Raw genomic sequence first — 19,561 nt, 5'->3', positions numbered from 1 at the left:
ATTGTGCTGCACATGTCCCCTGTACTTCGCCTACTCAACCGAACCAGCCTGGTGACGCAGATCGTCATTGGCCTGCTTGCCGGTATTGCCTTGGCCCTTCTGGCGCCCGCCATCGCCCGCGACCTGGCCTTCCTCGGCAAGGTGTTCGTCAGCGCACTGAAGGCGGTGGCGCCCGTACTGGTGTTCATCCTCGTCATGGCCTCGATCGCCAACCACCGCCACGGCCAGGAAACCCATATCCGCCCGATCCTCTGGCTGTACCTGCTGGGCACCTTCGCCGCGGCAGTGGTAGCCGTGGTCGCCAGCATGCTGTTCCCCTCCAACCTGGCGCTCAGTACTGGCGAGGCCACGTTGAGCGCACCAGGCGGTATCGCTGAAGTGATGCAAAACTTGCTGTTGAGCGCGGTCGACAACCCGGTCAACGCCCTGCTCAACGCCAACTTCATCGGCATCCTCACCTGGGCCATCGGCCTTGGCGTGGCCCTGCGTCATGCCGGTGAAACCACCCGCACCGTGGTCGAAGACCTGTCCAACGGCGTCACGCTGATCGTGCGGGTTGTCATCCGTTTCGCCCCGCTGGGCGTTTTCGGCCTGGTCAGTTCCACCCTGGCGCAATCGGGCCTGGACGCCCTGTTCGGCTACCTGCACCTGCTCGCGGTGCTGATTGGCTGCATGCTGTTCGTGGCATTGATCATGAACCCGCTGATCGTGTTCTGGAAAATCCGCCGCAACCCCTACCCACTCACCCTGCTGTGCCTGCGCGAAAGCGGTATTACCGCGTTCTTCACCCGCAGCTCGGCGGCCAACATCCCGGTCAACCTGGCCCTGTCGGAGCGCCTTGGCCTGCATGAAGACACCTACTCGGTGTCGATCCCGCTGGGTGCCACCATCAACATGGCGGGTGCGGCCATCACCATTACCGTGCTGACCCTGGCGGCGGTGCATACCTTGGGCATTCCCGTGGACTTGCCAACTGCCGTACTGCTCAGCGTGGTGGCAGCCGTTTGCGCCTGCGGTGCCTCGGGCGTGGCCGGGGGCTCGCTGCTGTTGATTCCACTGGCGTGCAGCCTGTTTGGCATCCCCAGTGAAATTGCCATGCAGGTGGTGGCGGTGGGCTTCATTATCGGTGTGCTGCAGGATTCGGCCGAAACGGCGCTGAATTCTTCGACCGATGTGCTGTTCACTGCGGCAGCGTGCCAAGCCGAAGAGCGGCGCAACGCTTGAGATTGTCGGGGCCGCTTTGCGGCCCATCGCCGGCAAGCCAGCTCCCACAGGTACAGCGCCGGCCTGAGGCATTGTGCAGTACATGTGGGAGCCGGCTTGCCGGCGATGCTGCCAGTGATTGCTTAAGCCAGGCGCTTTACCTAGGCTAGTGGCCTTTCCCCAGCAATGAGACAGGGCCATGTCAGAACACGAAACCGCAGGTGAAGGCCGCTTCAACAGCATCGAGATCCGCGTTCTCGGCTCGCTGATCGAAAAGCAGGCCACCAGCCCGGAAAGCTACCCGCTGACCCTCAATGCCCTGGTCCTGGCCTGCAACCAGAAGACCAGCCGCGAGCCGGTGATGAACCTTACCCAAGGCCAGGTCGGCCAAGCCCTGCGTGCCCTCGAAGGGCAAGACATAACCCGCCTGCAGATGGGCAGCCGTGCCGATCGCTGGGAGCAGCGGGTGGACAAGGTACTGGAACTGGTGCCGGCGCAGCTGATACTGATGGGCTTGATGTTCCTGCGCGGCCCGCAAACCCTCAACGAACTGCTGACCCGCAGTAACCGCCTGCACGACTTCGACGACACCGAGCAGATCCAGCACCAGCTGGAACGCCTGATATCGCGGGATCTGGCCTTGCACCTGCCGCGCCAGGCCGGCCAGCGTGAAGACCGCTACACCCATGCCTTGGGTGACCCGGCGGAAATCGAGGCGATCCTCGTTGCACGCCAGCAGGAAGGTGGCGTGCGCAGCAGTGGCGCCAGTGTGTCGGAAGAACGGATCGAAGCCCTGGAAGCCCGCATTGCGGCGCTGGAGGCGCGCCTGGCCGAGCTGGAAGGCTGAGCCGTCACGGCTCGCGGTCGGGGAAGTTGCGGCAGCTCTTGCGTTCGGCCAGCTCCCGTTCACTGGGGCGCTGGTCGACGAACACGGTGTGGCCGTCGGCGTAGATCTCCAGGTAGCCCCAGTGCAGGTCCTGCTCTTTTTGCCCGGGCTTTGGAGGGACTAACCACCAGGGTTCGCGGCTGATCAGGGTCATGAGGGTTATTCCTGAAGGGTTCTGCAGTAAGCATAGACACCTTCAAGTACAGCTTTGCCAATACCGGCCCTTTCGCGGGCAAGCCCGCTCCCACAGTGACCGCCACAACGTCAAGGTGTGTGCAGTACTTGTGGGAGCGGGCTTGCCCGCGAAGAGGCCGGTACAGGCTTACGCCGGCGCCGAAGTCCGGATCAGGTGGTCGAAGGCTGCCAGCGAAGCCTTGGCCCCCTCGCCCACCGCAATCACGATCTGCTTGTACGGCACGGTCGTCACGTCACCCGCCGCAAACACACCCGGAACGCTGGTCTGGCCCTTGGCATCGACGATGATCTCACCACGCGGCGACAGCTCGACGGTGCCTTTCAGCCAGTCGGTGTTCGGCAGCAGGCCGATCTGCACGAAGATACCTTCCAGCGCCACTTCATGCTGTTCATCGGTGGTGCGGTCCTTGTAGCGCAGGCCGGTCACTTTCTCACCATTGCCCAGCACTTCGGTGGTCAGTGCGCTGGTGATCACTTTCACGTTCGGCAAGCTGTACAGTTTGCGCTGCAACACCGCATCGGCCCGCAGCTGGCTGTCGAATTCGATCAGCGTCACCTGGGCGACGATACCGGCCAGGTCGATGGCCGCTTCCACGCCCGAGTTGCCACCACCGATCACCGCCACGCGCTTGCCCTTGAACAGCGGGCCGTCACAATGCGGGCAGTAGGCCACGCCACGGGCGCGGTATTCCTGCTCGCCCGGCACATTCATTTCGCGCCAGCGGGCGCCGGTGGCCAGGATCACGGTCTTGGCCTTGAGCGAGGCGCCGCCGGCCAGGCGTACTTCATGCAGACCGCCATCGGTGGCCGGGATCAGTGCTTCGCCGCGCTGCAGGTTCATGATGTCCACGTCGTACTGCTTGACGTGCTCTTCCAGCGCCGTGGCCAACTTCGGCCCTTCGGTTTCCTGCACCGAGATGAAGTTCTCGATGGCCAGGGTATCGAGCACCTGGCCGCCGAAACGCTCGGCGGCGACGCCGGTGCGGATGCCTTTACGTGCGGCGTAGATGGCCGCTGCCGCGCCGGCTGGGCCACCGCCGACCACCAGCACATCAAAGGCGTCCTTGGCGTTGATCTTCTCGGCCTGGCGAGCACCGGCGTTGGTGTCGATCTTGCCGAGGATTTCTTCAAGGCCCATACGGCCCTGGCCAAACACTTCACCGTTCAGGTAGATGCTCGGCACCGCCATGATCTTGCGCGCTTCCACTTCTGCCTGGAACAGCGCACCGTCGATGGCCACATGGCGCACATTAGGGTTGAGCACCGCCATCAGGTTAAGCGCCTGAACCACATCCGGGCAGTTCTGGCACGACAGCGAGAAGTAGGTTTCGAAGGTGAACTCGCCTTCCAGCGCCTGGATCTGCTCGATCACTTCGGCACTGGCCTTGGACGGGTGGCCACCGACTTGCAGCAGCGCCAGCACCAGCGAGGTGAATTCGTGGCCCATGGGGATACCTGCAAAACGCAGGCTGATCTCGCCATTGGGGCGATTGAGCGAGAACGATGGACGACGGGCGTCATCACCATCCGCGCGCAGGGTAATCAAGGTTGACAGGCTGGCAATTTCCACCAGCAAGTCATGCAATTCGCGGGACTTCGCGCCGTCGTCGAGGGAGGCAACGATCTCGATCGGCTGGGTGACCCGCTCCAGGTAGGTTTTCAGTTGCGATTTAAGCGTGGCGTCCAACATACGGGCGATTCCTTTTTTCAAAACTCGGATACAAAAACGCCCAGGCGAGGTCGCCCGGGCGCTTTTACGGGGCGGTGACTACTTCAGCTTTGGCGGCTGGCTACCGCCCACGGCATGCACATGGCCTTAGATCTTGCCGACCAGGTCCAGCGATGGCGCCAGGGTGGCTTCGCCTTCTTTCCACTTGGCCGGGCACACTTCGCCTGGGTGAGCGGCAACGTACTGGGCAGCCTTCACTTTACGCAGCAGTTCGGCAGCATCGCGGCCTACACCACCGTCGTTCAGTTCGACGATCTTGATCTGGCCTTCCGGGTTGATCACGAAGGTACCGCGATCGGCCAGGCCGGCTTCTTCGATCAGCACGTCGAAGTTGCGCGAGATGACGTGGGTCGGGTCACCGATCAGCGGGTACTCGATCTTGCCGATGGTGTCCGAGGTGTCGTGCCAGGCTTTGTGGGTGAAGTGGGTGTCGGTGGACACACCGTAGATTTCCACGCCCAGCTTCTGGAACTCGGCGTAGTTGTCAGCAAGGTCACCCAGCTCGGTCGGGCATACGAATGTGAAGTCGGCCGGGTAGAAGAACACGACAGACCACTTGCCTTTCAGGTCGGCTTCGCTGACCTGAACGAACTCGCCTTTGTGGTAGGCAGTGGCGTTGAACGGTTTGACCTGGCTGTTGATGATTGGCATGAGAGACGCTCCTTCATGGGGTTGGAATCAGTTGATGGATAGAATCCTAACTAATCATCCCGCAGATGGCTCATTGGCAAAGCTCATGCTTGCGATTGGTTTTGGCTATAACCGGGGTTTATTAATAGAAGGGAATCGGCTGAGCAAAGGATTGCGGGGTGCGTTTGGGCCTCATTGCCGGCAAGCCAGCAATGAGGCCGTTAGCATCAGCGGGTAACGGTGCGCATGGTCACGAACTCTTCAGCCGCCGTCGGGTGCACGCCGATGGTCTCGTCGAACTGTTGCTTGGTCGCACCGGCCTTCAGGGCAATGCCCAGGCCCTGGATGATCTCGCCAGCGTCAGGGCCCACCATGTGGCAGCCCAGCACCTTGTCGGTGTCGGCATCGACCACCAGCTTCATCAGGGTCTTTTCCTGGATATCGGTGAGTGTCAGCTTCATGGCGCGGAAGCGGCTTTCGAACACCTGCACCTTATGCCCGGCCTCCAGCGCCTGCTGCTCGGTCAGGCCAACAGTACCAATAGGCGGCTGGCTGAACACCGCAGTCGGAATGTTCTGGTAATCCACCGGGCGGTATTGCTCTGGCTTGAACAAGCGACGTGCCACCGCCATGCCCTCGGCCAAGGCCACGGGGGTCAGCTGAACACGGCCGATGACATCGCCAATGGCCAGAATCGACGGGGCGGTAGTCTGGTACTGCTCATCGACGCGAATGTAACCGCGTGGATCCAGCTCTACGCCAGTGTTCTCCAGGCCCAGGTTGTCCAGCATCGGGCGCCGGCCTGTGGCGTAGAACACACAATCTGCCACCAACTCGCGGCCGTCTTTCAACGTGGCCTTGAGGCTGCCGTCTTCCAGCTTGTCGATGCGCTGGATGTCGGCGTTGAACTGCAGGTTCAGGCCGCGCTTTTCCAGCTCTTCCTTCAAGTGCGTGCGCACCGAGCCATCGAAGCCGCGCAGGAACAGGTCGCCTCGATAGAGCAGCGTGGTATCGGCCCCCAGGCCCTGGAAGATACCGGCGAACTCGACGGCGATGTAACCGCCCCCCACTACCAACACCCGTCGTGGCAGGTCCTTGAGGTAGAAGGCTTCGTTGGAGGTGATGGCCAGCTCCTTGCCCGGGATGTCCGGCACCTGTGGCCAGCCACCGGTGGCGATCAGGATATGCTCGGCCGTGTAGCGCTGGCCTTCGACTTCCACTTCGTTGGCGCCGGTCAGCCGCGCATGGCCCTGCAGCAGGGTCACACCGCTATTGACCAACAGGTTGCGGTAGATGCCGTTGAGGCGCTCGATCTCGCGATTCTTGTTGGCAATCAGGGTACCCCAGTCGAAATGCCCCTCTTCCAAGGTCCAGCCAAACCCTGCGGCCTGCTCGAGCTCGTCAGCGACATGCGCGCCGTACACCAGTAATTTTTTCGGTACACAGCCAACGTTGACGCAGGTACCACCCAGGTAGCGGCTTTCGGCCACAGCCACCTTTGCGCCAAAGCCGGCGGCAAAGCGCGCCGCGCGCACGCCGCCAGAACCGGCGCCAATCACAAACAGATCAAAATCGTAGGCCATGTATTCAGTCTCCTAGGCAGGCGCCCAGCATAACGCCGTTGGCCGCCGCAAACAAAAAAGCCACCCCGAAGGGTGGCTCTCGTACCAACAGGGCTTATCAGTAAGCCTTGCCAGCCTTGTAGAAGTTCTCGAAGCAGAAGTTGGTCGCCTCGATGTAGCCTTCGGCACCACCGCAGTCGAAACGCTTGCCCTTGAACTTGTAGGCAATCACGTTGCCTTCGGCCGCTTGCTTCATCAGGGCGTCGGTGATCTGGATCTCACCGCCTTTGCCCGGCTCGGTTTGCTCGATTTTCTCGAAGATATCCGGAGTCAGGATGTAACGGCCGATGATGGCCAGGTTCGATGGGGCATCTTCAGGCTTCGGCTTCTCGACCATGGCGTCGACACGGAAGATGCCTTCCTTGATTTCTTCACCGGCGATGACGCCATACTTGTTGGTTTCCTGCGGATCGACTTCCTGGATGGCGACGATCGAGCAGCGGTACTTCTTGTACAGTGCAACCATCTGCGCCAGCACGCCGTCACCTTCGAGGTTGACACACAGGTCATCCGCCAGCACCACGGCGAACGGCTCGTCACCGATCAGCGGGCGACCGGTGAGGATGGCGTGGCCCAGGCCTTTCATTTCGGTTTGACGGGTGTACGAGAACGAGCACTCGTCGAGCAGACGGCGGATGCCAACCAGGTATTTTTCCTTGTCGGTGCCCTTGATCTGGTTTTCCAGCTCGTAGCTGATGTCGAAGTGGTCTTCCAGGGCGCGCTTGCCGCGACCGGTCACGATGGAGATCTCGTTCAGACCAGCATCCAATGCTTCTTCAACGCCATACTGGATCAGTGGCTTGTTGACCACCGGCAGCATTTCCTTGGGCATGGCTTTGGTAGCGGGCAGGAAGCGAGTGCCGTAGCCGGCTGCCGGGAACAAGCATTTCTTGATCATAAACGTCCTTACAAAAGGCTAGGCCTGTGGAATTCGGCGCAGTCTAATCAGGCGGCAGTCACCTTACAATGCCCCCCGGTATCGACCGATGCCATCATAGAGATATCCCAGTGTAGATAGTTCCGGGGGATCGTAAATATTACGGTCATACATGACGGATGGATGACAGCAAAATGATGTTGCCCGTACCGGCCTTTTCGCGGGTTTATCGAGGTATCGAACCGCCGCGAAGAGGCCGGCACAGGCCCCCCATCAACTGCCCGTGCCCTGCCCGACCAACACCCCGTCAACCTTCTGCCCGTAAAGGTTCACCCCATCATTGGCATGAAACTTCACCCGCGTCTTCTCGATGGAGCCCTCCACCAGACGTGGGTCCTGAGGCCGCTCATGGCGGTTGATCCACGCCGCCACGTCCCAGGCCTGCTGGTCACTGAGGCTGCCCGGTTTGCCCAGCGGCATGTTGTACTTGATGAACGACGCCGCCGTGTTGATACGGTGCATGCCGGCGCCCCAGTTGTAGGAATCCTTGCCCCACAGCGGTGGCATCACGTATTCGCCCGCCACCTTCTGCCCTTCGCCGCTGTCACCGTGGCAAATCGCGCATTGCTCGCGGTACACCTGCTGGCCACGCTTGAAGTCGTAGCCGCCCTTGGGTTGCGGCACCTCAGGGTAGCCACGCCCGGCAATCTCCACGCCGGTGGGTGCCTTGGTCGAAAGCCAGTACGAGTACACGGCCAGCGCCGTCATCTGCGGGCTGTCGGCAGCAGGCGGCTTGCCATTCATGCTGAACTGGAAACACCCTTGGATGCGCTCGGCATAGGTATTCACCTTGTCGTTTTTCTTGCGATACGCCGGATACATCGGGTAGGCGCCCCACATCGGTGCCGAATGGGCTAGCCGCCCCTGATCAAGGTGGCAGTTGCTGCAGTTCATGCCGTTGCCCACGGCCTCTGGCATCAAACGACGGGTGTCGACGAACAAAGCGTGGCCTTCACGCACTGTCTTGCCAAAGGCATTGTCAGGCAACTCGCTTTCGGCGGGCGGCATGAACTGCGGCGCGACCTGCACATCAGGCACCTTCAACTGCGACTGGTCTTCCATGGCGATCGGCGCGGCTTGGGCGCTGCCCATGGCCAGCAGCAACAAGGCTGGAATCATCGGTTTCATGGCTTGACCTCCTGGCTGACGGGGCGGGCGAAGAACTCGGCAACGGCCTTGATCTCGTCATCGGTCATGGCCTTGGCCACGCCGACCATCAGCTGGTTGGGGTCATTGCTGCGGCTACCGTCGCGCCAGGCATTGAGCTGCGCCACCAGGTAGCTGGCGGGCTGGCCGGCCAAGGGCGGGAAGTGTTCGCCGACCCCACCGCCACCGGGGCCATGGCATTGCACGCAGCCGGGAATCTGCCGGCTCCAGTCGCCGTACAGGGCCATGCGAGTGGTAGGGTCATCGGCAATCTGCTGGCGGCGCAGGTCGCCAACGGGGTCTGCCGGCAGGCTGGCCAGGTACAGGCTGACCGCCTTGATTTCATCTTCGCTCAGGGCCTTGGCCAACGGCTCCATCACCGGCTGCTTGCGGCTGCCGTTGCGCCAGTCATGCAATTGCTTGCTGAGGTAACCGGCCGGTAGCCCGGCCAAACGAGGGAAGCCGGCAGCAGCAATACCCTTGCCGTCCGGGCCATGGCAGCCGAGGCAGGCCATGGCGGCGGGGTTGGCCCCACCCTGGGTGAAGATTTTCTGGCCATCGGCGGCATGCGCCATCGGCCAGGCCAGGATCAGCAGGCTGCCGATCACGACGCGTCTCAACGGTGTCATCACGAAACTCCTTTTCTTTTGTTATATGTTTAGGCTTAAAACATATAAGCAAAGAGCGGAAGGTCCGTTGCCTCAGATCAATTTCCGGAGATGCACTGGGTGGCTGCGGTACGCACATCGCCCAGGCGCAGGGGGAAGTTGTTCAGCCGCTCGCGCAGCTTGATGCTGCTACCGCTGCCACGCTTGTCGATATCCACAAGCGCCGCTGGCCCGGCACCCGACGTGAGTTTTTGCGGCACGATCAGCCGCAGGCCGTCACCGCGCTGCTCTTCAGTCAGCGGGTCGCGGGTATCGGCCAGCTTCTGCTTGACGCAGTCGGCATATTCACGCGGGCTCTTGCCAGAAATCACATCCAGCGTTTCGCGTGATTGCTCCAGCTCCGTAACGCTCACGCAGCCCCCGAGCGTCACCGCTAACGCGGCCACCATCCACTTCATTTGCAACACCTCTGCCTTCAAGAGTTCGGTTCGACCACAGCCGGGCGGTTTTGCTCCCTGCTTTGGCAGAATTATCTGCGCCGGGTGAACAGCGCGGCAGTGTAACGGCACATCGTGGTATCGTTTGCGTTTGCAGATCCAAACCTTGCGGAGCATCACATGAAATTCGTACACCAGCGCGAGCACCTGAACGAGGACGACATCGTCGTCATCGAGTGCTCCCAGCGCTGCAATATCCGCCTGATGAACGACGCCAACTTCCGCAGCTTCAAGAATGGCGGCCGTCACACTTACCACGGCGGCCATTTCGAGAAGTTCCCGGCGAAAATCACCGTACCCAGCACGGGCTTCTGGAACATCACCATCGATACCGTCACCACCCGCCCGATCTCGGTCACCCGCAAGCCGACCCTGACCCACAAGATCAAGATCATCCGCCGTTCGTCGTCGAAACTCAGATAAGGCCCCCATGACCCAGACCATCAAGTACGTCATCAAATACAAGCTCGACGGCCAGCGCCGCTGGGACTTCGCACTCATGCCGGATGCCTCTCAGGAGCAAGCCCTGGAAGCCCTGCGCAAGATCCACGGCGAAGACGCCGAGAAGATCAGCGACATCCAGGTCAGCAAGGCCTTGTAAAACTCGCTTCAAGCCCCTGTAGCGCCGCCCGCCCCGCACATGGAGAACCGCATGAGCCACTGGCCCGACCGCCGAATCCTCGATCTGCTGGGCATCGAGCTGCCCATTCTCCAGGCCCCCATGGCCGGTGCGACAGGCTCGCCCATGGCCATCGCCGTGGGCCTGGCAGGCGGGCTGGGCGCCCTGCCCTGCGCCATGCTTACCGGCGAACAGATACGCGCGGAAATCGCCGCATTCCGCGCCGGTTGCCCGGGCCGCCCGCTGAACCTGAACTTCTTCTGCCACCAGCCACCCGCGCCCGACAGCGCGCGCGATGTACGCTGGAAGCAGGCCCTGGCGCCTTATTACAGTGAAACGGGGGCCGACTTCTCTGCACCCACGCCGGTGTCCAACCGTGCGCCGTTCGATGAGCAAAGCTGCCAACTGGTCGAGCAACTGCGCCCGGAAGTGGTCAGCTTTCACTTCGGCCTGCCGCAAGCTGAACTGCTGCAACGGGTGAAGGCCAGTGGTGCCAAGGTACTGTCCAGCGCCACCACGGTGGAAGAAGCGGTTTGGCTAGAGCGCCACGGTTGTGACGCGGTCATCGCCATGGGGTACGAAGCCGGCGGCCACCGCGGCATGTTCCTTAGCGATGACATCACCAGCCAGATCGGCACCTTCGCCCTGGTGCCGCAGGTAGTGGATGCGGTCAGTGTGCCGGTCATCGCCGCTGGCGGTATCGGTGACCACCGCGGCCTGGTGGCGGCACTGGCGTTGGGCGCTTCGGCTGTGCAGATCGGAACCGCTTACCTGTTCTGCCCCGAGGCCAAGGTTTCGCCGGCTCATCGCAAAGCCCTGGACAGCGCCCCTGCCAGCGACACCGCGTTGACCAACCTGTTTACCGGGCGCCCGGCGCGTGGCATCAACAACCGCATCATGCGTGAGCTGGGGCCGATGAGCGCGCTTGCACCGCGCTTCCCGCTGGCGGGTGGGGCATTGATGCCACTGCGGGCGATTGCCGAGCCGCAGGGCAACAGTGATTTCAGCAACTTGTGGTCGGGGCAGGCGCTGCGGCTGGGCCGGCACATGCCGGCCGGGGATTTGACCCGGGCGATTGCCGAACAGGCACTGGCCGTGGTTCATCGTTAGGCTTCTTCAGCAGGCTGGCCCTCTTCCCGGCAAATGGCCTATCGCTATATAGTTCAGGACATAACGATAACCCCAAGGAGTTGTTTTCATGCGTATCCGCCCGTCCCACCTGGCCTTGACCGCCCTGGCCAGCCTGTTCGCCTTCAACACTGCCTGGGCCGATGAGGTTCAGGTCGCGGTCGCAGCCAACTTCACAGCCCCTATCCAGGCCATTGCCAAAGACTTCGAGAAAGACACCGGCCACAAGCTGGTCGCGGCCTACGGCGCCACCGGGCAGTTCTATGCCCAGATCAAGAACGGCGCACCGTTCGAAGTGTTCCTCGCCGCTGACGACACCACCCCGAAAAAGCTTGAAGACGAAAAAGAAATCGTCCCCGGTTCGCGCTTTACCTACGCCATCGGCACCCTCGCCCTGTGGTCGGCCAAAGAAGGCTATGTAGATGCCAAGGGCGAAGTACTGAAGAAAAACACCTACCAACACCTGTCGATCGCCAACCCGAAAGCGGCACCCTACGGCCTGGCCGCCACCCAGGTGCTGGACAAGCTGAAGCTCACCGAAGCCACCAAAGGCAAGATCGTCGAAGGCCAGAACATCACCCAGGCCTTCCAGTTCGTCTCCACCGGCAATGCCGAACTGGGCTTCGTCGCCCTGTCGCAGATCTACAAGGACGGCAAGGTGACCAGCGGCTCGGCCTGGATTGTGCCAGCCAACCTGCACGACCCGATCCGCCAGGACGCCGTAATCCTCAACAAAGGCAAGGACAACGCCGCCGCCAAGGCGCTGGTCGAATACCTGAAAGGCCCAAAAGCCGCAGCGGTAATCAAGTCCTACGGCTATGAACTCTGATGCCACTGGATGCCAGTGACCTGGGGGCAATCTGGCTGACCGTTAAACTGGCCAGCCTGACCACCCTGATCCTGCTGGTTATCGGCACACCCATCGCCTGGTGGCTGGCGCGCACGCGCTCATGGCTGCGCGGGCCGGTGGGTGCGGTGGTGGCACTGCCGCTGGTGCTGCCACCGACGGTGATCGGCTTTTACCTGCTGATCGCCCTCGGCCCGCACGGCTGGCTCGGTCAGGCTACCCAGGCGCTTGGCCTGGGCAGCGTGGTGTTCAGCTTCACGGGCCTGGTGATCGGTTCGACGGTGTATTCCATGCCGTTCGTGGTGCAGCCGTTGCAAAATGCCTTTGGTGCGATCGGCCAGCGTCCACTGGAAGTCGCTGCCACCCTGCGCGCCAGCCCGTGGGACACCTTCGTGCATGTGGTGCTGCCACTGGCCCGGCCTGGCTTCGTCACCGCCAGCATTCTTGGCTTTGCCCACACCGTGGGCGAGTTTGGCGTGGTGCTGATGATTGGTGGCAACATCCCCGACAAGACCCGCGTGGTTTCGGTGCAGATCTTCGATCACGTCGAGGCCATGGAGTATTCGCAAGCCCACTGGCTGGCCGGTGCCATGCTGGTGTTCTCTTTCTTGGTGCTGCTCCTGCTGTACGCCGGACGCCGCGGCAAAGCTGGCTGGAGCTGAAATGACCGCATCGATTGTGGCGCGCCTGAACCTGGCGCGCGACGACTTTACCCTGGACGTCGACCTGCACCTTCCGGGGCGCGGCATCAGCGCGCTGTTCGGCCACTCGGGCTCTGGCAAGACCAGCTGCCTGCGCTGCCTGGCCGGGCTGGAACGGGCCGCCAGCGCCTACATCGAGGTTAACGGCGAAGTCTGGGAGGACAGCGCCCGCGGTTACTTTCAGGCACCGCACCTGCGCCCGGTTGGCTATGTGTTCCAGGAGGCCAGTCTGTTCCCGCACTTGTCAGTGCGCGGCAACCTTGAGTTCGGCTGGCGCCGGGTGGCCGCTGCCGAACGCAAGGTCAGCCTCGACCAGGCCTGCCAGCTACTGGGTATCGGCCACCTGCTGGATCGCCGCCCCGCTACCTTGTCGGGCGGCGAAGCGCAGCGGGTGGGCATTGCCCGCGCCCTGCTCAGCAGCCCGCGCCTGCTGTTGATGGACGAGCCCCTGGCGGCCCTGGACGGGCCGCGCAAGCGCGAGATCCTGCCTTACCTGGAGCGCCTGCACGACGAACTGGACATTCCACTGGTGTATGTCAGCCACGCCCAGGATGAAGTGGCACGCCTGGCCGACCATCTGGTGCTGCTGGAGCAAGGCCAGGCGGTGGCCAGCGGCCCGATCGGCGAAACCCTGGCACGCCTGGACCTGTCATTGGCCCAGGGCGAGGATGCCGGCGTCGTCTTCGAAGGCATGGTGGTGGGGCATGACCCGCACTACGACCTGCTCGACCTGCGTCTGCCCGGCAGCGGCGCGCCGCTGTTGCGCATCGCCCACCCGGCACATGTGATGGGCAGTACCCTGCGGGTAAAGGTGCAGGCCCGGGACGTCAGCCTGGCGCTGACGGCTGACAGCACATCGAGCATTCTCAACCGCCTGCCGGTGCGTGTGCGCGAAAGCCGCCCGGCCGATAACCCGGCCCATGTGCTGGTGAGCCTGGATGCCGGCGGCAATGCCTTGCTCGCCCGCATCACCCGCTTCTCGGCAGACCAGCTCGGCCTGCACACGGGCCAGGCGCTGTTTGCCCAGATCAAGTCGGTGGCCCTGTTGGGCTGAGAAACTGGCCTCCAAGAAGTGGCGTTGCTGGTATTTCTGCAGGCACTTGAGGAACAGGATGACCATTAAGCCTGTCTATTCACCTCATGATGCGAAGAAATTTCCCATTGGCCGCCAAGCCCCCTATTCTTGCCACCGAGCACCTTGACCGACAAACCGCTGACGGTTTGCTTCGGCACCTGCAACTGAAGACTCGCAACAGAATTTGTCTGTCGGGGAATTACTATCCGCCGAAAGCGTCTTTAATGAGAAGGAAGAGGGACCCGCTCCCGCCGCCACGGCAATTAGCCCGGCGGTCTTTTACATCACCAAGGAGAACTACATGCTGATACTCACCCGCAAGGTTGGCGAAAGCATCGTCATCAACGATGACATCAAAGTCACCATTCTGGGCGTCAAAGGGATGCAGGTGAGGATCGGGATCGATGCACCGAAAGATGTTCAGGTTCATCGCGAAGAAATCTTCAAGCGCATCCAGGCCGGCAGCCCAGCCCCGGAAAAGCACGACGACTCGCACTGAGCGACCTGCCTCAAGCCGCACGGACGCGCTTGATCGCCCCACGCCTCAGGTGCCGAGCAGTTCGTGCACCTTGGCGATCATACAGTCCATGTCGAACGGTTTGTCGAACACGGCGGCGAACAGTTCCGGGCATCCCTGGTTGGCCTGCGCGCCGCTCATGAGGATGACCGGCAACTCGCTCAAGGCCGGGTCTTCACGCATCGAGCGCACCAGCTCTTCACCGTTTAGCAGCGGCATCATGTAATCGGTGATGACCAGCTGAACACGCTTCTCCTTGAGCGCTTCCAGCGCCTTGCAGCCGTTGCTCGCCTTTTCCACCAGGTAGCCTTCGTCCTCCAGGGCAAAACCGAGGATATCGGCAATCAGGTACTCGTCATCGACGATCAGGATGGTGTTCATGGGCCTGCTCCGTCACCCGCCCCCTTGCGGCACCGGCGTTCCCGAGAGCACGCCACAGGCGCCTTCGAACGCCTTGCGTAGGGTAATGCCTTGCGGCCCGATCAACAGCTCGTGCAAAGCAGGGTCATGGTGACTGTCACGCACCTTGAGGATCGACAGCATGCGCCGCAGCTGCGAATCCAGCTCGACGAAGCGCATCAGCATCAGGTTGTCGACGATGCTCGACAGGTCCGGGGCCGGGGCGCTGATTTCCGAGCCGAAGATATCGCGCATTTCCCAGGTCAGCATCACGCTCACATCACGCGCGCGAAGTTCACCGGTCAAGGCGCGGAAAAATGCATTGAGACGCGCCGGGTCGACAGCCAGTCGGCTGAACGCCCCGAGGCTGTCAATCAGCACGCGCTTGCTGCCCTGCGCCTCGACACGTTCGAGCAGACGCGCCCCGACCTGGTCCAGCAAGCCTTCGGTGGTCGGTTGCCAGCACAGCTGCAGGCTGCCGGCCTGCTCCATCGCTGCAAAGTCGTAACCCAGTGATGCAGCCTTGCTACGCAGGCGTTCGGGTGTTTCGTAGAAGCCGAAATGCAGCCCCGGCGCTTGCGCAGTACTGGTCCCCAGAAAGGCCAGCCCCAAGGATGTCTTGCCAATACCCGAAGGCCCGATCAGCAAGCTGACCGACCCCGTGGACAGGCCACCGTCGAGCATCTCATCCAGGCTTGGCACGCCGCTGCTGATGCGTGCAGGGATGGCGCTGCCCATCTGGCTGGGGTGGCTGAACAACGCCTCAAGGCGAGGGTAGACATGCGTGCCGCTTTCATCGATAAGGCACTCATGGCGCCCCGACAACGCCCCGCTGCCGCGCGTCTTTCGCAGCTGGATATGGCGCACGGCGCGGCTGCCCACCAGTTGCTCACCCAACTCGATCACGCCATCGACCATGGTGTGCTCCGGGCTGCCCTCGTCCAGCCGTGCGCTGGTGAGCAGCAGCACCGTGCAGCCGGCGAAGGCCGCATGACCCTGCAGCTCGGAGACGAACTTCTTGGTATCCAGCGCAGTTTCCGCGCGCACCCGGGCATTCAGTACACCGTCGACGATCAGCAAGCTGGCCTGCTGCCGGGCAATTTCCTGGCGCAGCAGCCGCACAACGGCATCCAGCCCTTCCTGCTCAAGGGTATCGAAGGCACTGACGAACTGGATCTGGTCGCCGACCAGCGCAGGCTCGAAGAAGTCCAGCGTGCCCAGGTACTGGAACAGCCGCTCATGCGACTCGCTCAGCAAGGTGGCCACCAGCACCCGGCCACCGCCGCGTACATGGCCGCAGGCCAGCTGGTTGGCGAGAATGGTCTTGCCCGCGCCCGGCGGGCCCTGAATGATGTAGGAGGCACCGGCTACCAAGCCACCCTTGAGCAAGGCATCGAGCCCTTCGATACCCGTCACCAGCCGCCTGAGTGCCTGCGCCATGATGCTCACCTGTCGAGATTGCTGTGGGTCTTGTCCTGATACGTTGGCAAGTAAAGTTGCATGGAAGTTCCGTGGCCGGGCTCGCTGTCGACAAAAATGGCGCCGCCGCTCTGCCTGGCAAAACCATATACCTGGCTAAGGCCCAAGCCAGTGCCCTTGCCGAAAGGCTTGGTCGTGAAGAACGGCTCGAAGATGCGTGGCAATACCTCAGGCGCAATGCCTTCGCCGCTGTCTTCCACCACAAAGCGCACGAAACGGCCTTGCAACCCTTCCACTTCGCCCGCCAGCTCAACTACTTCGGCCGTCAAGCCTATCCGGCCCTCCCCTGCGATGGCATCGCGGGCGTTGAACAACAGGTTCAGCAGCACCATCTGCAATTGCCCGGCATCCACTTCGATCAGCGGCAAGTCCGCCTGCAACTGCACCTGCAGGTCAACCGAACTGGGCAGGGCATGTTCCAGGAGCCCACGCGTGGCCGCTACAAGGTCTGCTGGCGCTACACACGCCACATCGAGTTTTCGGTGGCGGGCAAAGCTGAGCAGTTGCTGGGTCAGTTCAGTGCCTCGCTGCCCGGCATCAAGAATATGCTGCAGCATGCGCTGGGCACGCGCCGGGTCCTGGGTGGCTATCGCCAGGCGCGCCGAACTGATGATGATGGTCAGCATGTTGTTGAAGTCATGCGCCAGCCCGCCAGTCAGTTGGCCGAGGGCCTCCAGTTTCTGTGCCTGGAACAGCTGGGCGCGCACCGCGTCCAGTTGCATCGCCGACTCGCGGCGGTCGGTGATGTCCCGGGTAACTTTGGCCAGGCCGATGATCTGGCCCTGGTCGTCGCGGATCACGTCCAGCGCCGCCAAGGCCCAGAACTGTGTACCATCCTTGCGCACACGCCACCCTTCATCCTGCGCTACACCTTGCTCCAGCGCCTGGCGCAACAAGCGCTCCGGGCGGCCGTCGGCACAGTCCTGCGGCGTGAAGAACAGCGAGAAATGCTTGCCGATCACTTCATCGGCGCGGTAACCCTTGATCCGTTGCGCACCGGCATTCCACGACACCACATGGCCGGCTGGGTCAAGCATGTAGATGGCGTAGTCCACCACCGACTGAACCAGCTGCTCGTAGCGGTGGGCAGGCATGACGGGGTGGTCGGGGCAGTCAGCTGAAACCATGCAAGCTCCACTGGCACAGCGGGAGGAACAAAATGAGCTTAGCCGAACACGCCCGGCGACAGGCAGCCGTGCGGCTACCGAAAGTCACCGTTCAGGCTCGACCAGTATCGGGCTGATGCGTCGCGGCATGGCGACTTTCAGCAGCCACACGCCAACCAGCATGATAACCCCGCCACCTGCCAGGGCCATCAGCCGCTGCGGTTGAGGATGTTCGGCATCGAACCCCAACATCAGCAGGTAAACACCCAGGCTGACCAGGCTGAGGTAGAGAAAAGCCCCCAACACGATCACCTGCGCAAACAGCAGCCGCCAGAACAGCCGTGGGCGCACGACACGCTCGCAAGCGTCGGACTGAGTCATCGCCGCATACTCTTGGATCCAATAAAAGGGCAACAGTGGCGTAATGACAGCAAGGTGTCAATTATCCGTTCGCTCGACCCTTCATTCTGTTGATCATAGGTGCTGCAGTTGACTCAACTATAACAATGGGTTATAAAGCGCGCTTGATTGCGAAGCCCTTCTGCTTAGAAGCGAGCCGGTCGTTACGACCCCTTCAAGCGTGCGAGTGTGGTGGAATTGGTATACACAGCAGACTTAAAATCTGTCGGCGTGAGCCTTGCGGGTTCGAGTCCCGCCACTCGCACCAAACTTCGTTGAAAAGGCGCCCTTGCGGCGCCTTTTTGCTGCCTGCCGGCAATGTCTCGCGCAGCTGCTAGAGTGGAGCTTGTACTCGTCCACTGGAACGCCGCCATGCGCTACTCCCTGTTTGATGGCCAACGCGACATCATTATCCTGATAGCCCGCGTGCTGCTGATGATCCTGTTCGTCTTGTCTGGCTGGGCCAAGCTGACCGGCTTTGACGGCACGGTCGGCTACATGACCTCGCTGGGTGCCCCTGCCCCCATGCTGGCGGCTGCGATTGCCGTGCTCATGGAGTTCGTGGTCGGCATCCTGCTGATCCTGGGCTTCTATACCCGGCCGCTGGCGTTCCTGTTCGCACTGTTCGTGCTGGGCACGGCACTGCTGGGCCACCCGTTCTGGAACATGGTCGACCCTGAGCGCAGTGCCAACATGACCCAGTTCCTGAAAAACCTCGCCATCATGGGCGGCCTGCTATTGCTGGCCGTAAGCGGCCCAGGGCGCTTCTCGGTGGACGGCCGCTAGGTCAGTCGTCTTCGCAATCGTCGAACCAGGCTGGGTGATCCCGCTCCTCGTCATCGAGGTCATCCAGCGTTTCCTCGTCTTCTTCCACTTCATCCTCGGCGCCCTGGGCATCTGCCTCGTGCTCCATGTCGTCGTAGAGAAACTCATGGTCGAGCAGGTGATCGTGTTCGGGTTCGTGCAGGTCGTCTTCGTCGTGCATGCTGGCTCCTGGCGTGATGGCAGGCCTGTATAGGCTGATCAGGTTCCGAGGTCAATGCGTTGCCACTTAATCCTGGGTTAACCAGCCGGGCGCAACCTGCAGGCTCTCCCTTCAAACGTCTTTTGCCCGCCGCTCATGGCGGGCTTTTTTATGGTGTTGCGCACATGACAGCCTCATGACCTGCGCTTCACGAAATACTGACAAACGGATGGGCACACTGACCCTGCTCCGTACGTTCTTGCAGCCCGCCGCATCATTGCCGCGGGCTTTTCTTTTTGTGGCGCCCGCAGCTAGCCTTGCTGGAACTGATAACTCAGCCAGATGCGGTGCGTGCCATCCGCTTCGATAGCGATACCGCCCGCCCCGGTGATCCCTGCCAACTCATCCGTACCACTGCCAGCGACAATGCTGAAGAACTCGTCCGCACGATCCGTACCGCTCGTAGATGCAGAGTGAATGAAGTTGAACGCACCCTGCCTCCCGTTCACTGCGCCCTTGAAGCTTTCAATCGCGATGTAGCTCCCGGTTCTGGTCGCTTGATTGAATGCCGCCGTGAATACTGTCGAGGACGTGCCCTCGATGGCGCCTGAATACCGTTTTTCCATGGTGCTGATGGAGACTGGCAAACCCGTTTCGACCCGAGGCTCAAGGCTTACGCTGACGGGTTTGAAATTGCTGGTAGAAAAAGTGGCTGATGCTTCCATAAGGGCTACCTCCATCCATGTTCGAGATGTTTCGCGATTTCTGCTGATGTTCCGGCTTATGCCGGCGATCATGACCTGAAGCAGTTTTGCCCGGCCACGCAAGGGCTATGCTAACCCAGCGATAACCCAAGCTCACTCGGATAGACACG

Annotated in this window: 24 protein-coding genes and 1 tRNA gene; 11 read left to right on the top strand and 14 right to left on the bottom strand. The window is 61.8% G+C overall.

Translation table 11 applies throughout. The features are described from left to right. The first annotated feature begins 12 nt into the window (after positions 1-12). On the top strand, positions 13-1,224 hold the full coding sequence (gene sstT, locus N436_RS08060) for a serine/threonine transporter SstT (RefSeq protein ID WP_105946686.1): 1,212 nt from the start codon (positions 13-15) through the stop codon (positions 1,222-1,224). Between the two features lie 178 nt (positions 1,225-1,402). Continuing rightward, positions 1,403-2,050: a YceH family protein gene (locus tag N436_RS08055; protein ID WP_110740760.1), complete on the top strand. Its 648-nt coding sequence runs from the start codon at positions 1,403-1,405 to the stop codon at positions 2,048-2,050. A 4-nt stretch (positions 2,051-2,054) separates the two neighbouring features. On the opposite strand, the gene N436_RS08050 is transcribed toward N436_RS08055, so the two are convergent. The 8 genes from N436_RS08050 to N436_RS08010 form a co-directional block, all read right to left on the bottom strand. After that, positions 2,055-2,243 carry a hypothetical protein gene (locus N436_RS08050; RefSeq protein WP_110740759.1) on the bottom strand — a complete coding sequence of 63 codons (189 nt, stop codon included), beginning with the start codon at positions 2,241-2,243 and terminating at the stop codon, positions 2,055-2,057. Between the two features lie 168 nt (positions 2,244-2,411). Continuing rightward, positions 2,412-3,974, bottom strand: coding sequence for an alkyl hydroperoxide reductase subunit F (gene ahpF / locus N436_RS08040; protein ID WP_110740758.1), 1,563 nt, complete (start codon positions 3,972-3,974; stop codon positions 2,412-2,414). A gap of 126 nt (positions 3,975-4,100) precedes the next feature. Next, positions 4,101-4,664 (bottom strand): alkyl hydroperoxide reductase subunit C, encoded by a 564-nt coding sequence (gene ahpC, locus N436_RS08035; RefSeq protein ID WP_003250537.1) that lies wholly within the window; start codon positions 4,662-4,664, stop codon positions 4,101-4,103. A 206-nt stretch (positions 4,665-4,870) separates the two neighbouring features. Next, positions 4,871-6,226 carry a glutathione-disulfide reductase gene (gene gorA / locus N436_RS08030; protein ID WP_110740757.1) on the bottom strand — a complete coding sequence of 452 codons (1,356 nt, stop codon included), beginning with the start codon at positions 6,224-6,226 and terminating at the stop codon, positions 4,871-4,873. Between the two features lie 97 nt (positions 6,227-6,323). Next, on the bottom strand, positions 6,324-7,163 hold the full coding sequence (gene galU / locus N436_RS08025; protein ID WP_105946682.1) for a UTP--glucose-1-phosphate uridylyltransferase GalU: 840 nt from the start codon (positions 7,161-7,163) through the stop codon (positions 6,324-6,326). A gap of 252 nt (positions 7,164-7,415) precedes the next feature. Continuing rightward, entirely contained in the window at positions 7,416-8,330 is a 915-nt protein-coding gene (locus N436_RS08020; RefSeq protein WP_105946681.1) for a c-type cytochrome, read from the bottom strand. Continuing rightward, positions 8,327-8,977, bottom strand: a complete 651-nt coding sequence (locus N436_RS08015) for a cytochrome c (protein WP_110740756.1) — start codon at positions 8,975-8,977, stop codon at positions 8,327-8,329. The genes N436_RS08020 and N436_RS08015 overlap by 4 nt, the downstream gene beginning before the upstream one ends. Positions 8,978-9,054: 77 nt before the next feature. Further along, positions 9,055-9,414, bottom strand: coding sequence for a hypothetical protein (locus N436_RS08010; RefSeq protein ID WP_110740755.1), 360 nt, complete (start codon positions 9,412-9,414; stop codon positions 9,055-9,057). A gap of 159 nt (positions 9,415-9,573) precedes the next feature. Between N436_RS08010 and N436_RS08005 the strand changes: the two genes are divergently transcribed. The 7 genes from N436_RS08005 (at position 9,574) to csrA (ending at position 14,322) form a co-directional block, all read left to right on the top strand. Further along, positions 9,574-9,876, top strand: a complete 303-nt coding sequence (locus tag N436_RS08005) for a DUF1883 domain-containing protein (RefSeq protein ID WP_003250918.1) — start codon at positions 9,574-9,576, stop codon at positions 9,874-9,876. 7 nt (positions 9,877-9,883) lie between these two features. Further along, on the top strand, positions 9,884-10,054 hold the full coding sequence (locus tag N436_RS28545; RefSeq protein WP_012051910.1) for a hypothetical protein: 171 nt from the start codon (positions 9,884-9,886) through the stop codon (positions 10,052-10,054). 51 nt (positions 10,055-10,105) lie between these two features. After that, a complete protein-coding gene (locus N436_RS08000; protein ID WP_110740754.1) occupies positions 10,106-11,182 on the top strand; it encodes a nitronate monooxygenase family protein in 1,077 nt (358 codons plus the stop codon). 88 nt (positions 11,183-11,270) lie between these two features. After that, positions 11,271-12,029, top strand: a complete 759-nt coding sequence (gene modA / locus N436_RS07995) for a molybdate ABC transporter substrate-binding protein (protein WP_110740753.1) — start codon at positions 11,271-11,273, stop codon at positions 12,027-12,029. Continuing rightward, complete coding sequence (gene modB / locus N436_RS07990; protein ID WP_016487935.1) at positions 12,029-12,709, top strand: molybdate ABC transporter permease subunit; 681 nt, start codon at positions 12,029-12,031, stop codon at positions 12,707-12,709. Before modA ends, modB begins: the two co-directional genes overlap by 1 nt. Before the next feature lies 1 nt (position 12,710). Then, positions 12,711-13,802, top strand: a complete 1,092-nt coding sequence (modC, locus tag N436_RS07985; protein ID WP_105946677.1) for a molybdenum ABC transporter ATP-binding protein — start codon at positions 12,711-12,713, stop codon at positions 13,800-13,802. A 322-nt stretch (positions 13,803-14,124) separates the two neighbouring features. After that, positions 14,125-14,322, top strand: coding sequence for a carbon storage regulator CsrA (gene csrA / locus N436_RS07980; RefSeq protein WP_004375914.1), 198 nt, complete (start codon positions 14,125-14,127; stop codon positions 14,320-14,322). Positions 14,323-14,367: 45 nt separating this feature from the next. On the opposite strand, the gene N436_RS07975 is transcribed toward csrA, so the two are convergent. The 4 genes from N436_RS07975 to N436_RS07960 all read right to left on the bottom strand — a co-directional run bounded on the left by N436_RS07975 (position 14,368) and on the right by N436_RS07960 (position 17,705). Beyond that, entirely contained in the window at positions 14,368-14,721 is a 354-nt protein-coding gene (locus N436_RS07975) for a response regulator (protein ID WP_105946676.1), read from the bottom strand. Positions 14,722-14,733: 12 nt separating this feature from the next. Then, on the bottom strand, positions 14,734-16,179 hold the full coding sequence (locus N436_RS07970; RefSeq protein ID WP_110740752.1) for an ATPase domain-containing protein: 1,446 nt from the start codon (positions 16,177-16,179) through the stop codon (positions 14,734-14,736). A 5-nt stretch (positions 16,180-16,184) separates the two neighbouring features. Further along, the gene (locus tag N436_RS07965) at positions 16,185-17,345 is read right to left on the bottom strand and encodes a nitrogen regulation protein NR(II) (protein ID WP_105946674.1); all 1,161 of its coding nucleotides are present in this window, start codon (positions 17,343-17,345) and stop codon (positions 16,185-16,187) included. 84 nt (positions 17,346-17,429) lie between these two features. Next, positions 17,430-17,705, bottom strand: coding sequence for a hypothetical protein (locus N436_RS07960; RefSeq protein ID WP_110740751.1), 276 nt, complete (start codon positions 17,703-17,705; stop codon positions 17,430-17,432). A gap of 201 nt (positions 17,706-17,906) precedes the next feature. Here N436_RS07960 and N436_RS07955 point away from each other — a divergent pair. Further along, positions 17,907-17,991: transfer RNA gene (locus tag N436_RS07955), tRNA-Leu, on the top strand. A gap of 104 nt (positions 17,992-18,095) precedes the next feature. Beyond that, positions 18,096-18,509, top strand: coding sequence for a DoxX family protein (locus N436_RS07950; protein WP_016711429.1), 414 nt, complete (start codon positions 18,096-18,098; stop codon positions 18,507-18,509). Position 18,510: 1 nt separating this feature from the next. Here the strand turns inward: N436_RS07950 and N436_RS07945 are convergent, their stop codons facing one another. Then, positions 18,511-18,708: a hypothetical protein gene (locus tag N436_RS07945; RefSeq protein ID WP_105946672.1), complete on the bottom strand. Its 198-nt coding sequence runs from the start codon at positions 18,706-18,708 to the stop codon at positions 18,511-18,513. Between the two features lie 290 nt (positions 18,709-18,998). Next, entirely contained in the window at positions 18,999-19,412 is a 414-nt protein-coding gene (locus tag N436_RS07940; RefSeq protein WP_105946671.1) for a DUF3224 domain-containing protein, read from the bottom strand. Positions 19,413-19,561 lie beyond the last annotated feature (149 nt).

This window comes from Pseudomonas sp. RV120224-01b (genome assembly GCF_003208145.1).
GTDB classification, from domain to species: domain Bacteria; phylum Pseudomonadota; class Gammaproteobacteria; order Pseudomonadales; family Pseudomonadaceae; genus Aquipseudomonas; species Aquipseudomonas monteilii.
This window is presented reverse-complemented; position numbering and strand designations above follow the sequence as displayed.

What these genes read in the sequence shown, in the direction of transcription:
- sstT (WP_105946686.1), top strand. Translation starts at nt 13, where the DNA reads ATGTCCCCTGTACTTCGCCTACTCAACCGAACCAGCCTGGTGACGCAG.
- N436_RS08055 (WP_110740760.1), top strand. Translation starts at nt 1,403, where the DNA reads ATGTCAGAACACGAAACCGCAGGTGAAGGCCGCTTCAACAGCATCGAG.
- N436_RS08050 (WP_110740759.1), bottom strand. Translation starts at nt 2,243, where the DNA reads ATGACCCTGATCAGCCGCGAACCCTGGTGGTTAGTCCCTCCAAAGCCC.
- ahpF (WP_110740758.1), bottom strand. Translation starts at nt 3,974, where the DNA reads ATGTTGGACGCCACGCTTAAATCGCAACTGAAAACCTACCTGGAGCGG.
- ahpC (WP_003250537.1), bottom strand. Translation starts at nt 4,664, where the DNA reads ATGCCAATCATCAACAGCCAGGTCAAACCGTTCAACGCCACTGCCTAC.
- gorA (WP_110740757.1), bottom strand. Translation starts at nt 6,226, where the DNA reads ATGGCCTACGATTTTGATCTGTTTGTGATTGGCGCCGGTTCTGGCGGC.
- galU (WP_105946682.1), bottom strand. Translation starts at nt 7,163, where the DNA reads ATGATCAAGAAATGCTTGTTCCCGGCAGCCGGCTACGGCACTCGCTTC.
- N436_RS08020 (WP_105946681.1), bottom strand. Translation starts at nt 8,330, where the DNA reads ATGAAACCGATGATTCCAGCCTTGTTGCTGCTGGCCATGGGCAGCGCC.
- N436_RS08015 (WP_110740756.1), bottom strand. Translation starts at nt 8,977, where the DNA reads ATGACACCGTTGAGACGCGTCGTGATCGGCAGCCTGCTGATCCTGGCC.
- N436_RS08010 (WP_110740755.1), bottom strand. Translation starts at nt 9,414, where the DNA reads ATGAAGTGGATGGTGGCCGCGTTAGCGGTGACGCTCGGGGGCTGCGTG.
- N436_RS08005 (WP_003250918.1), top strand. Translation starts at nt 9,574, where the DNA reads ATGAAATTCGTACACCAGCGCGAGCACCTGAACGAGGACGACATCGTC.
- N436_RS28545 (WP_012051910.1), top strand. Translation starts at nt 9,884, where the DNA reads ATGACCCAGACCATCAAGTACGTCATCAAATACAAGCTCGACGGCCAG.
- N436_RS08000 (WP_110740754.1), top strand. Translation starts at nt 10,106, where the DNA reads ATGAGCCACTGGCCCGACCGCCGAATCCTCGATCTGCTGGGCATCGAG.
- modA (WP_110740753.1), top strand. Translation starts at nt 11,271, where the DNA reads ATGCGTATCCGCCCGTCCCACCTGGCCTTGACCGCCCTGGCCAGCCTG.
- modB (WP_016487935.1), top strand. Translation starts at nt 12,029, where the DNA reads ATGCCACTGGATGCCAGTGACCTGGGGGCAATCTGGCTGACCGTTAAA.
- modC (WP_105946677.1), top strand. Translation starts at nt 12,711, where the DNA reads ATGACCGCATCGATTGTGGCGCGCCTGAACCTGGCGCGCGACGACTTT.
- csrA (WP_004375914.1), top strand. Translation starts at nt 14,125, where the DNA reads ATGCTGATACTCACCCGCAAGGTTGGCGAAAGCATCGTCATCAACGAT.
- N436_RS07975 (WP_105946676.1), bottom strand. Translation starts at nt 14,721, where the DNA reads ATGAACACCATCCTGATCGTCGATGACGAGTACCTGATTGCCGATATC.
- N436_RS07970 (WP_110740752.1), bottom strand. Translation starts at nt 16,179, where the DNA reads ATGGCGCAGGCACTCAGGCGGCTGGTGACGGGTATCGAAGGGCTCGAT.
- N436_RS07965 (WP_105946674.1), bottom strand. Translation starts at nt 17,345, where the DNA reads ATGGTTTCAGCTGACTGCCCCGACCACCCCGTCATGCCTGCCCACCGC.
- N436_RS07960 (WP_110740751.1), bottom strand. Translation starts at nt 17,705, where the DNA reads ATGACTCAGTCCGACGCTTGCGAGCGTGTCGTGCGCCCACGGCTGTTC.
- N436_RS07950 (WP_016711429.1), top strand. Translation starts at nt 18,096, where the DNA reads ATGCGCTACTCCCTGTTTGATGGCCAACGCGACATCATTATCCTGATA.
- N436_RS07945 (WP_105946672.1), bottom strand. Translation starts at nt 18,708, where the DNA reads ATGCACGACGAAGACGACCTGCACGAACCCGAACACGATCACCTGCTC.
- N436_RS07940 (WP_105946671.1), bottom strand. Translation starts at nt 19,412, where the DNA reads ATGGAAGCATCAGCCACTTTTTCTACCAGCAATTTCAAACCCGTCAGC.